Genomic DNA, 14672 nt, shown 5'->3' on the forward strand with positions numbered 1-14672 from the left:
TCCTCCTTTGTTCAATAAAGGTGTGTCGTTCTAAGCAAACATTAGATACCAATAGACCGCCAACTCGTCACTTTCTCTATTTAGGCCTTTGTAGATGTAGGAGTCGAATCCACCGATCATAAAACCGCAGCTTTCATAGAATTTACATGCGCGAACATTATTGCTTTGTGTCTCCAGCATGATCCCTGGCATTCCGCCATCTTTCGCCCAGCGTTTAGCCTGTTCGATTAGTTTCTTACCGATACCGAGGCTTCTAAATTGCTTGTCGACTTTGATATCTTCCACATATGCATATTTGTTCCAATTTCTTTTCAGAACAATTTGACCTACAACTTGATTATTTACGAGCGCTAAATATATGATTTGATCGGGATTGCTGATATAGTTCGAATAATCCTCAACTGTATCTTCCTCAAGCTGATCATCATCGTAGCTTTTTTTGCTAATAGGCCTCTCCTTCACCGTATATTCGATTTGCTGTCCCGTTAATTGTAAGACAAGGGTAGAATCCACGATAAAGCTACCATCAATGTTAGTACCACACTCACCGTCCTCAGCCTTCAGTTCTCTGATAAAAATATCCATTTTCACCTCCCCCATCTTGAAGCAAAATCAAATTGCATTAATGCTGCACATTCTTCAAATCCACATCAGTTTAACGCTGTTCCGTTCTAACCATTATAACAAAGTTTCGCCATTTTCTGTATAATCCATCAAACATATTAAACCTTCTCCCATTCCCGATTCCGCTCATAAAGTGAGCTAGTAATAATATGGTCCAGCAGCTGCGTAAAGGTTATGCCTGCTGCAGCTGCACTCTTCGGAAGCAGGCTGTTAGCAGTCATTCCGGGTAAGGTGTTTACCTCCAGTACATAAGGTATATCCTGACACAAAATCATATCGACCCTTGCATACACCTTGCACTGCAGCAGCCGATAGCTGACAAGTGCCGTCTCGCGCACACGCTGCTCAATAACGGGAGGAAGCTGGATTACCTTCTCCTCAGCGCCGCCGATCTCATATTTCGCTTTATAGTCAAACCATTCGGAATGAGCGGAGCGAATTCCGATGATTGGTAATACCTCGCCATCCACAATTGAGCAGGTAAGCTCCGTCCCTTGAATAAAAGGCTCAACTAAAAGCGTCTGATCCAAACCGCAAGCCTCCTGAATAGCCGAGTGAAGCTCCATCTCATTATGCACAAGCTGGATGCCGATGCTGGATCCTCCCATATTCGGCTTCACAATAACGGGGTAGCCCAACTGCTCTACCGCTTGCTGATCATAATCGCCCCTTCCCTGCCAGCAGAGGCCTGCAGGCGTATGCACCCCTGCCGACTTCAGCAGCATCTTGGACAGCTGCTTATTCATGCACAGGCTGCTTGCCAGAACACCGCTCCCTGTATAGGGAATGCCTAGTGTCTCCAGCGCTCCCTGCACCGTGCCGTCCTCGCCATATTGGCCATGCAGCGCCAACAGTGCAAAATCGATGCCTGCGTGCTGAACCTGTGCGATTAAATCCGCTGGCTGATCAATCGCAATTGGAACCACTTCATAGCGGCTGCGGTCCAAATGATTCAGCATCTCTTGACCTGTCTGCAGCGAAACCTCACGCTCAGTGGAAGTCCCTCCCATAATAACGCCTATCTTCATCATGACCCCCCATTTTCTTGAAAAATCATAGTGCAATTACAGGTTGTTCTTATAACCACATGCCTTATGAAAGTTACGCACCTGTTGGCCTATAATCTGAATCCCCCGCTCGATCTGTTCATCGGTTACTCGGGAAAAACCTAGCCGCAAAGTATTCGTCCCTTCACCTTCTTGTATAAAAAACTTGTCTCCAGGTGTATATATAACCCCTTGATTTATGCATACTTCAAGCAACTGGCGCGTATTTACGCCTGACGGAAAGGTAAGAAACACATGTAAGCCCCCAGCGCCAGATAGTTGCGCCTCAGAGAGATGGGTTTCACAGCATGCCTTTGTAAGCTCGTATTTGCGCTTATACTCCATACGTGCTCTTTTTACATATTTCTCAAAATTTCCATTGAGCAGATATTGATATAATATCGATTGGTCGATCGTTGAGGTATGAATGGTGCGCGCCCGCTTAATGCTTTCCAGAGTGTCAATCAGCGCTCGATCTCCAAGCACCCAGCCTACTCGCAAGCCAGGGAACAGCACCTTGGAGAAGCTGCCTATATAGATTACTCCGTTCCCTCGCCCTGCTGTTGCTATTAATGGCGCAATATGCGCTCCTGAATAGCGCAGCTCCTCATTAAAACCATCCTCAATCACCGGAATCTGATAGCGCATCATTAAATTCATTACAGCGCTTCGCTTTGCTGGCGACATGACAATGCCTGTAGGATTGTGATAGGAAGGAGTCAAATAAGCGAGATCGAAGCTATTTGTCTGCTTCTGCAATACCACTTCAAGCTGATCTACATTAATACCATCCCGCTCCATTGGAATACCGGTAATCTCAAAACCTTGTAGCTTTAAATTTTTGATCGCTGTGTGATGGGTCGGATTTTCACAAATTACCGTACCGCGGCGCGCTGAAGGGCGGAGTGCCGACAACACAATGTCAAAGCCTTCTGTAAACCCGCTTGTAATCAGTATATCCTTGCCGCTTATATCGACGCCCTTATTCTCCATATATCCCATCAGGTAATCGATCAGTGGTTTGTAACCCTTGGCATAGCCGTAGTTGAGCAGCACCTGCCCTTCGATTGCCATCCGATCCATAAAGGCTCGCCTTACATCTCCCAGATCAAACAGCTGCTCATCCGGTGCGATGCTTGTAAACGAAATGGTTCCTTTTGCGGTGCGAATGCCCTGCTTCATCATATCAAGCTCTGCAGCCGATACAGCGTACTTGCTCATTCTTGTCTTCCAATCAATCTGCCAGGCGAAGGAGGCGTCAGACCCTCCGTTATCCACAGCCAAACGGCCCACCATAGCGGCCACATAGCTGCCTCTACTCGGTATCGTATACGTAAATCCATCGTCCTCCAGACCTTCATAGGCTGCAATAACTGTATTGCGACTCACCTTGAGCACACTGCTCATTTCTCGTGTGGAGGGTAGCTTCTGATCCTTATGAAACGTCCCTTTTATAATTAAACGTTTAATATATTCTTTTACTTGTATCGCGACCGGACGGTCACCAACAAGCTTAAAATCTTGGAACATGGTTCATCACCCTCCATCTACAATGATGGCACAGGTAACAAAAGAAAAAAAGAACCACCGCCCCGGACTTTTCATCCTTCGATGGTTCCTTCGATTTTATTCCAGCACATCCGCATCATAACCGTGCCCCCAGATGGTTGTTTACCCAAAGATTATCTTTTGACTAATCTCGAAATCCTTAATGGTTGCATCCGGTCTTAAAACTTTATTTTGATCCAGCTCAGATAACGGACCACCATTTCTAACCTTCTTTATCCAATCATGATTTGCAAGTGCCCCTTTCCCTATAGTCTAACCCTGCTTGCCCTAGTTGCATGAAAATAACTTCGGCCTTATCCTCTTTTCCTGACCATTTATGCTGATAATCATTAACCTTAGCCTGGGAAATTCGAATGCCTACTGTAAAATCGGGACCAACGGCTTGGCGAATTGCAGTAGTCACTTCAACCAAGAGTCGTATCCGGTTTTCAATGGATCCACCGTATTCATCTGTTCGACGATTCGTATAGTCCGTAAGGAACTAATCAAGCAAATAACCATTTGCTCCATGGATCTCCACGCCATCAAATCCTACGCTCTTCGCACGAACGGCTGAAGCAACAAATCCACGGATGACTTCCTCAATATCTTCTTTCGTTGCAGCGATCGGAGTAGAAAACGATTCAGCACCACCATAAAAAGCTAGAGGTTCACCCTTTGGAAGCACTTCTGACGGAGCTAGATTTTGGGACTTGAATCGATTTCCTTGTGATAAGGCTCCTGCATGCTCAAGCTGCACAACAATAGAAGAGCTTGCTGCATGAACAGCATACACCACTTTTTCCAAGATATGGTTTGCTCCTCATTCACTAAGCCAGGCTGATTAAAATAACACTGGCTATACAATTCGTCTGTATATGTTCCTTCTGTTATGATTAGACCAAAGCCCCCTCTTAACCAATTTATTTAGTTGTCCCAATTCACATCCACCTCTAACATTAGATTCATTCGTAACACATTCAATACTTGATTTATGATCATCGAACAAGTACATTATAAACCGGTAAAATTGATGTTATCGAACGATTAATTCAACAAAATTGAACTGTTATTAACGAAAGACGTGGACGTATGGAACTTCGTTATTTGATCACATTAAAAACCATTGTCGAAACAGGAGGCTTTAAAAAAGCAGCTGAACACTTGGGTTACGCTCAGTCTTCTGTCACGACACATATTAAGGAATTGGAATCTGAGGTCGGCAAGCCCATCTTTGATCGCTTAGGTAAGAAGGTGGTTCTAACCCATCACGGTCATCAGTTTCTCCCTTATGCACTTAAGATCATTGAGCTCTACACTCAGGCACTAACGACCAATGATGAACCTACCGGCAACTTGACATTAGGAATCTCAGAGTCGTTAATGATCTGCCGTATTCCATCATTGCTTGTTGAATATAGACAAATGTATCCCAAAGTCAATCTTTCTCTGAAATCTTTGGATTATCAAGATGTCTCTTATGCTGTTCAGACCGGTGAGATTGATTTCCTTGTCGCCTTGGAGAAAGAAGGCTGGGGAGCTAATGTGCTAAGAGCGGTTTAGGCATCTCCATGGTTCCTTTTTTCTCCGTTAAAGAGGAACTAGAACATAACAAGCTTCAGGGTGAAGAGGTTGGACCAGACTGTCCTGCAATATCAACATATTTGGCATATCACAAAGATAAATGGCTCTCACCTGCTATGAAGGAAATGATCAAGCTCATTAAAAGACATGCGGAGAAATGGGTCTAGTTTCCTGTGAGGGTGATATCATATGTATTTTGTAGTTATAAATTGTTCTTCTCTGTATATTGACATATCGCAAGTGACTTTCAGGATCTTATATATCATGATGTACTATTTTAGGAGGAACGCAACCAGATGGATATTTGTTACTGTTATCACGGCAAACAAGTTTGTGAACCCAGCTATTCATGGGGACCCGGCATCAAAGGACAATACAAAATCATGTTTATCCATGCGGGTAGAGGCGTTTACCAGATTGACGGTAAGACCTTTCATCTTCAGCAAGGCGAAGGATTTATCGTATACGATAACATTCTTTGTTACATGGAGGCAGACCAAACCGATCCTTGGATTTATTCTTGGATAGCCTTTTCGGGTAACGGGGTTATACCTCTATTCGAGCAGGCACACATTTCACCCTTTCATCCCGTATTCAGGTACTCCCCGTTGTTTTGGTTTGATTCTTATTTGGGGGAATTTTCTGCCTGCGACGTGAACCACAGCACCAGTGAACTGCGAAGACAGAGCATTTTGTTCAGGTTACTTGCCGATTGGATCGAAATGTTGGTTGCTACGAGTCAACTACTGCCCGAGGTACGGCCCAAAGACGCCTACATCCGTAAAGCGGTCGAGTTTATTCGAATGAACTATAACCAAAGAGTTTCCATTTCCGAGGTCGCACACATAGTTGGCATTGATCGTGTCTATCTGTCCGTTCTTTTCAAGGAAATTCTTAATGTTTCCCCTCGGCAATACTTGTTGAACCTCCGGATGGACAAAGCAAGCGATCTGCTGGACAATTCGCAGCTGTCCATCACGGAAGTCTCCTATTCTGTTGGCTATAGCGACCCGCTGCTGTTCTCCAAAATGTTTAAAAAAGTGAAGGGACTTTCTCCATCACACTTTCGCGCAAGGCTTAAAAGAGACAGCTTAATGGGTCTTTCAAGCCTTGACTGATTTGTTCGTTTAATGAATCGTATTGTTGCTCTGACATTACCAGGGGACATCCCCGATATTATGCATAACCTGGTCGATCTCTTGAAGATCCGCTGCTGATAGCGGATCCGCATGTACTGCTAGCACGTTTTCCTCAATTTGACCTACACGGCTTGCACCGATTAGCACCGAATCGACGCCGCCTTCGCGTAGCGCCCATGTCAACGCCATTTGCGGTAGCGTCTGACCGCGGCGCTTCGCGATCGTCTCTAGCGCACGGAATTTGTTGATCCGCTCCTGAGATACGGCCTCCGGTTTCAGTGTGCGCTGGCCTGTTTTAAACTCAGTTTCCAGCTTATCGATGTATTTTCCCGTCAACTGTCCGCGACCAAGCGGGCAGAAAGCCACTGTGCCGGCTCCCACTTCAGTCAGTACGTCCTGCAATCCGTTCTCAATCCACCGGTTCAGCATGGAATACATAGGCTGGTGGACGAGCAGCGGTGTACCAAGGTTCTTAAGGATCATAGCTGCTTGCTTCGTTTCCTCCGGTCCGTAATTGGATAAACCGACATACAGTGCTTTGCCTGATTTTACAGCATGAGCAAGCGCTCCCATCGATTCCTCTAATGGGGTATCACCATCGGGACGATGATGGTAAAAGACATCGACATAGTCGAGTCCCATTCGCTGAAGGCTGCGGTCCAGGCTTGCAAGCAGGTTTTTTCTCGAACCCCACTCACCGTACGGGCCAGGCCACATATAGTAGCCAGCTTTAGTTGAAATAAACAGCTCATCCCGATAAGGTGCAAGGTCTTTTTTTAAAACGTGTCCAAAGGTCTCTTCGGCCGATCCGGGAGGCGGTCCGTAATTGTTTGCCAAATCAAAGTGCGAGACACCAAGATCGAAGGCGCGTAATATCATTGCACGACTATTCTCAAACGGTTTGTCCCCTCCAAAATTTTGCCACAAGCCGAGCGAAATGGCCGGCAGCCTGACGCCGCTCCGTCCAATCCGCCGATATTTCATTTGTTCGTATCGATTTTCTTGTGCGATATAAGTCACCTGATTTCATCCTTTCTCATTCCTAGCGAAATGCTGACCTCCCACGTACCCGCTTCTTTATTTTTCATCTCATGCCTTCCTCAAGACATGTCATAAGGTTGAGGACCTAACCTTAGGCAGCTCAAGTATATCTAACAATTCTTATGTATTGGAATGTCACTGTGATAAAAGTACATGTCATAATGTTATAAGTTAACAGGACAACTCCTAAAAAAGAAGCCAAGAGCGAGTAATGTGCTCTTGGCTTGCTTGAAAAGGCGCTGCATTCGACTTTGGATTTATTCTGCCAGCATAAATACCCTTGAATAGTTTCACTAGAGGAATTTGCTCGCTTTCCCGATGGTGCTCTGATATCCGACCGAAGCCAGTCTCCACATGTCGTTTACCAATAAGTTCGTGTCAATGTAAGGGCTAATTCTTGGTTTGCTTTTCACCTATTTTTCGAATTTGTATCCAATACCAAACACGGTAGTGATCAGATCGCTTGCATCCAACTTCTTGCGAAGCCTTTGTATGTGTGTATCAACAGTCCGAGTATCGCCGACAAAATCATATCCCCATACAATATCCAGCAGTTCCGAGCGTGTGAACGTTTTGCCTCGGTGATTTATCAGAGTCATAAGTAAATCAAACTCTTTCGGAGTCAAGTCAATTGGAATACCATTTTGTTTGACAAGATGTTCCTCGACAATAATTTCGATTTGTTTAAACCGAATTACTTTACTCTCCGTATTTTTTCCATTGTTTGCTTGATCTACCCTCCGGAGGATTGTCCGAATCCGAGCAATAACCTCCCTTAAATCAAAAGGCTTTGTAATATAGTCATCCGCGCCGAATTCAAGACCAAGGATTTTATCAGTGATATCCGATTTCGCGGTAATCATTAAGATCGGTATGTTATAACTTGCAGTTACTTGTTTGCAAATATCTAATCCGCTTTGATCCGGCAGCATCCAGTCAAGTAGCAAAAGATTAGGTTGAAATTGTTGAAGTTCAACCATCCCTGCTGCTCCATTTGCCGTAGTTCGCGTTTCAAACCCCTCCATTGAAAGTCCGTATGATAATAAATCTGCTATTGGTGTATCATCTTCAATAATGAGAATTTTTGCTTTATTCATCATAACCCCCGTCTTCTCTCGTTAATCCGCGATATCATAATGTTAATGATTAGTTAGGGAATAATCAACTCGGAACATAATACAGTAATCTTTGCACCTTGAACTGCAGTTCATGAAAACTTCAGCCGTTTCTGGCGTTTTGTGTGACACAACGAAGGATGCCTATTTTATAACAAAGAAAAACAACCTTGCTCCAGTCCGAGGACTAAGATAAGGTTGCACTTAAAAGGAGGTTTATTGATTCTATTTATAAGCCACAAATTAACGGCATTTTTGCACAACGGACAACATACCGCCAAAACATCCAGTGAATTGAATATTCACAAAAATACGCTACTTTACCGCGTAAATAAGATCAAAAAATTACTCAATTCCTCGCTTGATGAGGGTGACGAACTCTTCTCTTACCAGTTGTCTTTCAAAATTTTAGATTATATGTCCTCGCAGCTGTAGCCTTATTTTTCCCAACTACAAAACACGGTACTTCATGAAGATCTGTTAGGAATGTGTTATTGCAGCGTCACGTTGTCAACGTAAACGGCTGACTTACCGTTGCTGTTCTCCGAGGCAAGAAATTGTACGCCGATTTCCCTAACATCGTCAAGATTAGGTATAGATGTAAGGTTGAACGACAGCGTCGTATCTCCAGAAGAATTAATCTTGACGGCTTTGCCAGCATACCAAGCCCAACCTGATCCTGTCTTGGCATAAATCTTGGCATGGAGTCCGTCACCTGCGGAATCCCAAGATGCATGTTTGACGGTCGCGCTTAGCGTGGTCTTACCACTTAGGTTGCGGCTTTGTGAGAGAAGCAGGTAGTGCTGAGAATTGGCAGACATGATGATATCCGCTTTAAGAGAATTACTGCCCTTGGATGACCACTCGTTTACGCTCCATGGACCATCGGATATATTCGAACCGGTCCAACCCTGCGTACTACCCTCGAAGTCATATAATGTGTTTGCGCTAATGCCACTGCAAGCCGCATTCTGCCTCCACTCGGCATATGGAGCGTGCCCAGCTAAAATGCTTTTCAGATAGTTACCTCCTGCTGTGAGACTCCCGTTCGTATTGAAAATACTGGCGCCTTCTGTCTTGTCATTAATCGCCCAGTTGGCCCATGACAGGTTATTCTGGTTCATCCAGTCAAGCCATTGGTTCGTGGAATCGTAATTAATGCCACCGTCGCCATCCGCGTTAACAAAGCCCATCTCGGTAACAAACAGCGGGATACCCTTGCTCATTGCGTAGTTGGCTTTGTCCCGGAGCGACTGAAAATGAGATCCAGCGTAAAAGTGCAATGTATAGGCGATATTACCAGAGGATGTAATGGGGTCGTTCGCTGCCTGATCTACACTCTGAGACCAGAACGGCGTTCCAACGACAATCAGATTGTCGGAATGTTGACGAATGGCCGGGATAACTTGCTCAGCGTAACTTTTGATTGTCCCCCACGAGACTTGGGTAGGTTCGTTATAGATCTCAAAAATGACGTTATCATAGCTTCCGTATTCCTGCGCCATCCGGCTGAAGAAACTTTTGGCAGCGTTGACGTTGTTGTGCGCGTCATGTGAGTGCCAATCGATAATGACATAGATCCCCTTTGCGATTGCCGCATTGACCACGTCACGAACTTTGGACTCATCGGCCGTGTTATATGGATTTCCGCTGGGGTCCACACCATATGCCGCTCTTACGATCTCTACTTGAAATTCATCCACCATCCGATTCACCGTGGTGGTATTCCAAAATGGACCGGACCAGTTGCTCCAGAAGAAACTCGCCCCTTTGACCATCATCGGCCGATTCGTTTTGGAGCCGTTAATCTTGTTTCCACTTGCTTTCATTTCACCGAAATAGCTTACAGGGTTTGCGCAGGCAGCTGCAGAAGCAGGCGTTGCAGGTATGACCGCTTGAAAAAGCAGCGTTAATAAGCTGAACAGTAGGATCATGGTTAACGACTTAGTGAATGAATTGAACGACATTTTCATAATTCTCTTCTCCCTTTAATATGGCATGGTTACGCGAAAAATTTCGGCAAGTAGCCCCGATATTCATCAGCATATCGGCTGGGTTCAAGAACAGTGACAGTATACATACTTGTTATCGAAAACGTTTTAGAATTCAATACCAATTTTCTAGTTTTATATCTTTCACAAAAAGTATAAATTTATTGATTTCAAAGAAGAATATAAAATTTGATCAGTCGGCAACAAATTCTTAGCATTTAATTACCGAAAACGTTTTCGGTATTAAGCTAAAAATGTTAGTAAAACCTCCTGCTCCCATAGATTCAACCATTAACATCTTCAGGCTTGCATTGGGTTTACAACATATCGCCCTACGTCTTCCGGGTCATCACCTTCTTTCAAAATCATATCTATTCTAGTTTCCTCCCCTCTGACGCAATATGAGGCTTTCCCTTTTGTCCATAACTCGGGAATGAAACAAGAACGAGCAGAAGAATGTTTGATTCAAGGAAACTTATTTTAAGCGCTTACATCATAATTAAAATACAATTTGTTTTTGTGTTTGTCAATTCTTAAAAAACTATTCCTTATACTGTCCTGTCGAGTCTCGCACAACCAGATCTGCCGGGACAATCTCCGTCGGCGGTGAATAATCGGGATTCTCAATCATTCGGATGAGATGCTCTCCTGCTTTCATTCCCATTAGAGTAATGTTCTGATTGATCGTCGTAAGCTTAGGCATGGTCAGCTCCGCATAGAACGTGTTGTCAAACCCAACGACGGAAATGTGCTCAGGTACTCGCTTTCCGATTTCGCGAATTGCTTCGATCGCACCGGTCGCCATATAGTCTGAAGAGCAGATCACGCCGGACGGTGCTTCCGGAAGCTGTAGCAGGCGCTTCATCGCCTTATATCCACCTTCAATGCTGTATTTCTCTACCTCAACATATTTGGCATAGTAAGGAAGATCGCTCGAGCGCAGCCCTTCCTGATACCCGGAAAATCTCGTTTGACCAACCAGACATCCCAAATCCCCGGAAATAAAGGCGATGCGTTTATGTCCAAGTTCCACCAAATGCTGAACACCTAAGTAAGCACCTCTGCGATTGTCGGCTGTTACATAGCCGGTTCTAGGTCCCAGCAGATCGGTATCAATCATCATCGTCGGCATCTCAGCCTGAAGCAGATCCAAAAAATTTTGATTAGTTCGATCGACACCAAACATGACAACTCCATCTACATTGCGGCTGATGCAATGCTTAGTGAAGGTATAATCGGGATTGCTAAGATTCGGTGATAGAAAGAGCAGGTCATAACCGCTATCTTCAAGAGACTTTCTTAACCCATCAAGAAGCTCCGAAATAAAAGGATTCGTGAAGAAATCCAGCAGGAACATCCCGACCGTCCAGGAACGCTTTTTCACGAGGCTTCGGGCAACCACATTCGGCTGGTAGTTTAGCAATTCAATCGCCTTGTTTACCTTATTCCTCGTTTTGCTGCTGACATCAGAATAATTATTAATCACTTTGGATACCGTTGCCACTGATACCCCTGCTTGTTTGGCCACCTCATGGATAGATGCCACTACACTCACCCCAAACCAAAATAAACGAATTCACACACAGTACATAACCATTTACTATATATTATACGCGATGCTCAGCCTCATAGGAAACGTTCAGTAATATCGAATAAACAAAAAAAGTCGCCAATATGGCGACTTCCAAGCGTATATGTTTTTGTCCATTGATAACAGTGACAACAAGTTTACCCTTTTCTTCTTTGTGCATTTTTAACTTCCTTTGCTTCTAGTTGATCTCCAAATAGTCAATGTATGCATCCCATGTTCCGTTTTCAGCTGTTAGAACGAGCTCAATCTCTTGATTTCCGGCTCCATGGCTGACATTGGTTAGAGTATAGACCGCGGGATTGCTCCCGCCGAAGTAGAAGGTCCCCTTTGCCTGTCCACCGATTTTTAGGTCGACTCTGGCCATGTTGGAATTACTTGAAGCACCACGGAGTGAAAAATGATGGGTGTCGCTCGCAAAATATTGCGTGTACTTCACCAAATCATTGTTAGAATATAAAGCAACTCCGTTGAACGGCAAACTGATATTCCCGGTGTACTGACCGCCTTTGGTCATACTCTCGACTTCCACTTTTGTACCTGCGCTTGGAGGAGATGTAGAGCTGTCAGGCGCCACCGCGCGACCGGTGGTCGGCGAGATCATGCCAGAGCATAGGCTACGGCTCTTGAGATTTTGTGCAATCTGCGGGATCGCTTGGAGCGTCGTCTGGTACTGGTCATGCATAAGGAGCACATCGCCGTTTTGCAACCTGTTCGCAGACGCTACGATTTGGGCCGTAGTGGCACCGTTCCAATCCTGGGAATCAACGCTCCACAGCACTTCAGTAAGAGCATTTTGGCTCTCGATGGATTTCAAGGGCGAGTTGGTCGCACCGTATGGCGGACGGAACAGCTTTGGTGCAGTTCCAGTAATCGACTGGATCGCCTGCTGCGTCCGTGTGATTTCTGACGACATTTGCGAGCTACTCAACGTAGTCATATCCGGATGCGTATAGGAGTGGTTACCGACCCACATGCCTGCGTCCGCTTGGTCCCGTACCAGAGACGGACTATTCTGCGCGTTCTGCCCGATGTTGAACATCGTTGCGCGCAAACCGGCCTGCTTCAGAGCCGCAAGCAGTTTTGTCGTGTTACTGGTATTTGGGCCATCGTCGAACGTCAAACCTACGTAACCGTTCGCGCAACTCGCATCGGCAGCACTGGCGACAGACACCATCAGTGCGGAGAACAATGTACCGATAAGCATCAGAGCCATTGTGCCTTTTACTAGCTTTGCTTTAAGCATAAAAGTATCTCCTATTCATATAGTATTTGTTTTCACCAAGATTTGGACTGAAAGATTTTCCGTTTGCATTCCCCTGCTCTGCTACGGGTTTAATTGCCAAAAACAGCCACGTATCTATTAATTGTAAACGTTTACAGATAGTATTTTATCATCGAATTCTTCATATTTAACCTGCAAAGAATTAACCTTATACTATAAAATGTTTAGTTTTTTGTATAAAAAAGCTGACATCATGATGTATCAATGTCAGCTCTATAAAAATTATTATTTCCTATTAATGATCCAAGGAAGCCTTTTCTCCCTTGAACACGATCATAAAAATGGCACCGCCTGTAATTACTACAGCTAGAAGAAGTAACGTTAAATTGCTGTATAAGTATGCTGCAACGTCAGTAACGATTGGGAAAATAGAAAAGTTGAACCTCAGCTGTGTAAGCAGTCCGCCTACAACTGCGATACCGATCCCTTCCGCCAAAAAGCAGGAAAAATTCAAAAAACCCATACCTGAACCTGATTCGTCAGCACTTAGCGAGCCTGCCACAATGGTTGAGATGACCGTTTTGACAAAGGATAGTCCACCAAAAATCAAAACCAATGCTCCTGAGATGATCCAGGGGCTACGATCGGCAAAAAGTGAAACGATTAAAAGACCCGACCCCAGAAGCATCAACCCTGCAACCATGACAAAACGAGCTCCCTGCCTATCGACCAAAGAACCGCCAACGATCCCGAAAAGAATCACGCTAATCGTTCCTGGAAACAGAACACCGCCTCCAATAAGGCTTGTCGACATCTGGTGCACTTCTCTCATCATATAAGGGACCATAGACATAAATCCTGCAACGGTTCCTAGAAGTATTCCACCTACAAATACGCCGACAATAAATCTTCTCCTCTTGAATAAAGCTGGTTCTATGAAAGGTTCCTTAGCTCTTCGAATTCTCAGCACAAATCCTATGAAAAGAATGACACTGATGTTCAAATACCACCACTCGTAATGTGTCGTAAATAAAGTGAACGAAATCGTTCCAAGAACAAAGAGCAGGCCTCCCGGAACATCAAGCCCACCTTTTTTCACAGGTTCGTCAGAGAGCGTCCGTAAGAAAAACGGTAGTGTGACTAGCGTCATCATGGGCAGGAAAAACAGATAGGACCAATGTACATAGTCCGCGATCCAGCCTCCAAGTATAGGACCAAAACCTTCTCCCAAGGCAACGGTCGATCCAATCATACCAAAAGCTTTTCCTTGATGCTGCATTTCGATACTTTTGGTAACGATGACCATAATCAGCCCAGGGACGGCAGAAGCACCCGCTCCTTGGATAAATCGTGCAACAAGCAAAATCGGAAACCAGGCATGAAAAAGCAAGCCAATTAGCGATCCCCCGCCGTATATCATCATACTGATGAAAATGAGTTTTTTTACGCCGTAAATGTCCGATATTTTTCCGTAAACGGCCGTTCCTACGGCAAAAGAAAGAATGAAGCTGGTATTAACATAATTTGCAGCGGATGGCTTAATTCCAAATTGAGCGGCAATGTCGGGCAACGATACGTTGAACACCGTCTCATTCAATACGCTGAAAAATGCAAGCACGCACAGCCAAATCAAAGAATTAGGAATAAGTTTCTCAATCGATTTTTCCATTATGCAAACCCCTTAAAAATGCCAGGGATTACGCAGTTTATAGGGCCAGTGATGCGTTATCCCCTTTAATTTGTGCCCTTCTTTTCACTATGTACTTCATTC

At 44.7% G+C, this 14672-nt stretch carries 11 protein-coding genes and 3 pseudogenes; 3 read left to right on the forward strand and 11 right to left on the reverse strand.

Annotation, left to right across the window (positions count from 1 at the left end):
• Positions 1 to 30 precede the first annotated feature (30 nt).
• The 4 genes and pseudogenes from HFE01_RS24490 to HFE01_RS26990 all read right to left on the reverse strand — a co-directional run.
• Positions 31 to 585 (reverse strand): GNAT family N-acetyltransferase, encoded by a 555-nt coding sequence (locus tag HFE01_RS24490; RefSeq protein WP_107735188.1) that lies wholly within the window; start codon positions 583 to 585, stop codon positions 31 to 33.
• Positions 586 to 722: 137 nt separating this feature from the next.
• Complete coding sequence (locus HFE01_RS24495) at positions 723 to 1652, reverse strand: D-alanine--D-alanine ligase (RefSeq protein WP_107735187.1); 930 nt, start codon at positions 1650 to 1652, stop codon at positions 723 to 725.
• Positions 1653 to 1688: 36 nt separating this feature from the next.
• A complete protein-coding gene (locus HFE01_RS24500; protein WP_107735186.1) occupies positions 1689 to 3200 on the reverse strand; it encodes an aminotransferase-like domain-containing protein in 1512 nt (503 codons plus the stop codon).
• Positions 3201 to 3341: 141 nt separating this feature from the next.
• Positions 3342 to 4142: pseudogene (locus tag HFE01_RS26990) on the reverse strand (oxidoreductase); the annotation flags it as partial.
• Between the two features lie 168 nt (positions 4143 to 4310).
• On the opposite strand from HFE01_RS26990, the pseudogene HFE01_RS24515 reads away from it, so the two are divergent.
• Positions 4311 to 4969, forward strand: a pseudogene (locus HFE01_RS24515) (LysR family transcriptional regulator).
• A 129-nt stretch (positions 4970 to 5098) separates the two neighbouring features.
• On the forward strand, positions 5099 to 5920 hold the full coding sequence (locus tag HFE01_RS24520) for a helix-turn-helix domain-containing protein (RefSeq protein WP_167438737.1): 822 nt from the start codon (positions 5099 to 5101) through the stop codon (positions 5918 to 5920).
• Positions 5921 to 5956: 36 nt separating this feature from the next.
• Here HFE01_RS24520 and HFE01_RS24525 read toward each other — a convergent pair whose 3' ends face one another.
• From HFE01_RS24525 to HFE01_RS24530, 3 genes and pseudogenes are all read right to left on the reverse strand, one after another.
• Entirely contained in the window at positions 5957 to 6961 is a 1005-nt protein-coding gene (locus HFE01_RS24525; protein ID WP_017426888.1) for an aldo/keto reductase, read from the reverse strand.
• A gap of 306 nt (positions 6962 to 7267) precedes the next feature.
• Positions 7268 to 7380, reverse strand: a pseudogene (locus HFE01_RS27450) (LCP family protein); the annotation flags it as partial.
• A 15-nt stretch (positions 7381 to 7395) separates the two neighbouring features.
• Positions 7396 to 8079, reverse strand: coding sequence for a response regulator transcription factor (locus HFE01_RS24530; RefSeq protein WP_025364861.1), 684 nt, complete (start codon positions 8077 to 8079; stop codon positions 7396 to 7398).
• A 273-nt stretch (positions 8080 to 8352) separates the two neighbouring features.
• Here HFE01_RS24530 and HFE01_RS24535 point away from each other — a divergent pair, with 273 nt between their 5' ends.
• The gene (locus HFE01_RS24535) at positions 8353 to 8532 is read left to right on the forward strand and encodes a helix-turn-helix domain-containing protein (protein ID WP_260403125.1); all 180 of its coding nucleotides are present in this window, start codon (positions 8353 to 8355) and stop codon (positions 8530 to 8532) included.
• Positions 8533 to 8588: 56 nt separating this feature from the next.
• Here the strand turns inward: HFE01_RS24535 and HFE01_RS24540 are convergent, their stop codons facing one another.
• From HFE01_RS24540 to HFE01_RS24555, 4 genes are all read right to left on the reverse strand, one after another.
• Complete coding sequence (locus HFE01_RS24540; protein ID WP_167438738.1) at positions 8589 to 10070, reverse strand: glycoside hydrolase family 5 protein; 1482 nt, start codon at positions 10068 to 10070, stop codon at positions 8589 to 8591.
• A gap of 559 nt (positions 10071 to 10629) precedes the next feature.
• On the reverse strand, positions 10630 to 11634 hold the full coding sequence (locus tag HFE01_RS24545; protein ID WP_016818772.1) for a LacI family DNA-binding transcriptional regulator: 1005 nt from the start codon (positions 11632 to 11634) through the stop codon (positions 10630 to 10632).
• A gap of 223 nt (positions 11635 to 11857) precedes the next feature.
• Positions 11858 to 12922, reverse strand: a complete 1065-nt coding sequence (locus HFE01_RS24550; protein WP_167438739.1) for a polysaccharide deacetylase family protein — start codon at positions 12920 to 12922, stop codon at positions 11858 to 11860.
• 274 nt (positions 12923 to 13196) lie between these two features.
• Positions 13197 to 14570, reverse strand: a complete 1374-nt coding sequence (locus HFE01_RS24555; RefSeq protein ID WP_167438740.1) for an MFS transporter — start codon at positions 14568 to 14570, stop codon at positions 13197 to 13199.
• Positions 14571 to 14672 lie beyond the last annotated feature (102 nt).

Source organism: Paenibacillus sp. EKM10P (genome assembly GCF_011800655.1).
Classification (GTDB): domain Bacteria; phylum Bacillota; class Bacilli; order Paenibacillales; family Paenibacillaceae; genus Paenibacillus; species Paenibacillus polymyxa.

What these genes read in the sequence shown, in the direction of transcription:
- HFE01_RS24540 (WP_167438738.1), bottom strand. Translation starts at nt 10,070, where the DNA reads ATGAAAATGTCGTTCAATTCATTCACTAAGTCGTTAACCATGATCCTA.
- HFE01_RS24520 (WP_167438737.1), top strand. Translation starts at nt 5,099, where the DNA reads ATGGATATTTGTTACTGTTATCACGGCAAACAAGTTTGTGAACCCAGC.
- HFE01_RS24490 (WP_107735188.1), bottom strand. Translation starts at nt 585, where the DNA reads ATGGATATTTTTATCAGAGAACTGAAGGCTGAGGACGGTGAGTGTGGT.
- HFE01_RS24550 (WP_167438739.1), bottom strand. Translation starts at nt 12,922, where the DNA reads ATGCTTAAAGCAAAGCTAGTAAAAGGCACAATGGCTCTGATGCTTATC.
- HFE01_RS24500 (WP_107735186.1), bottom strand. Translation starts at nt 3,200, where the DNA reads ATGTTCCAAGATTTTAAGCTTGTTGGTGACCGTCCGGTCGCGATACAA.
- HFE01_RS24530 (WP_025364861.1), bottom strand. Translation starts at nt 8,079, where the DNA reads ATGAATAAAGCAAAAATTCTCATTATTGAAGATGATACACCAATAGCA.
- HFE01_RS24495 (WP_107735187.1), bottom strand. Translation starts at nt 1,652, where the DNA reads ATGAAGATAGGCGTTATTATGGGAGGGACTTCCACTGAGCGTGAGGTT.
- HFE01_RS24555 (WP_167438740.1), bottom strand. Translation starts at nt 14,570, where the DNA reads ATGGAAAAATCGATTGAGAAACTTATTCCTAATTCTTTGATTTGGCTG.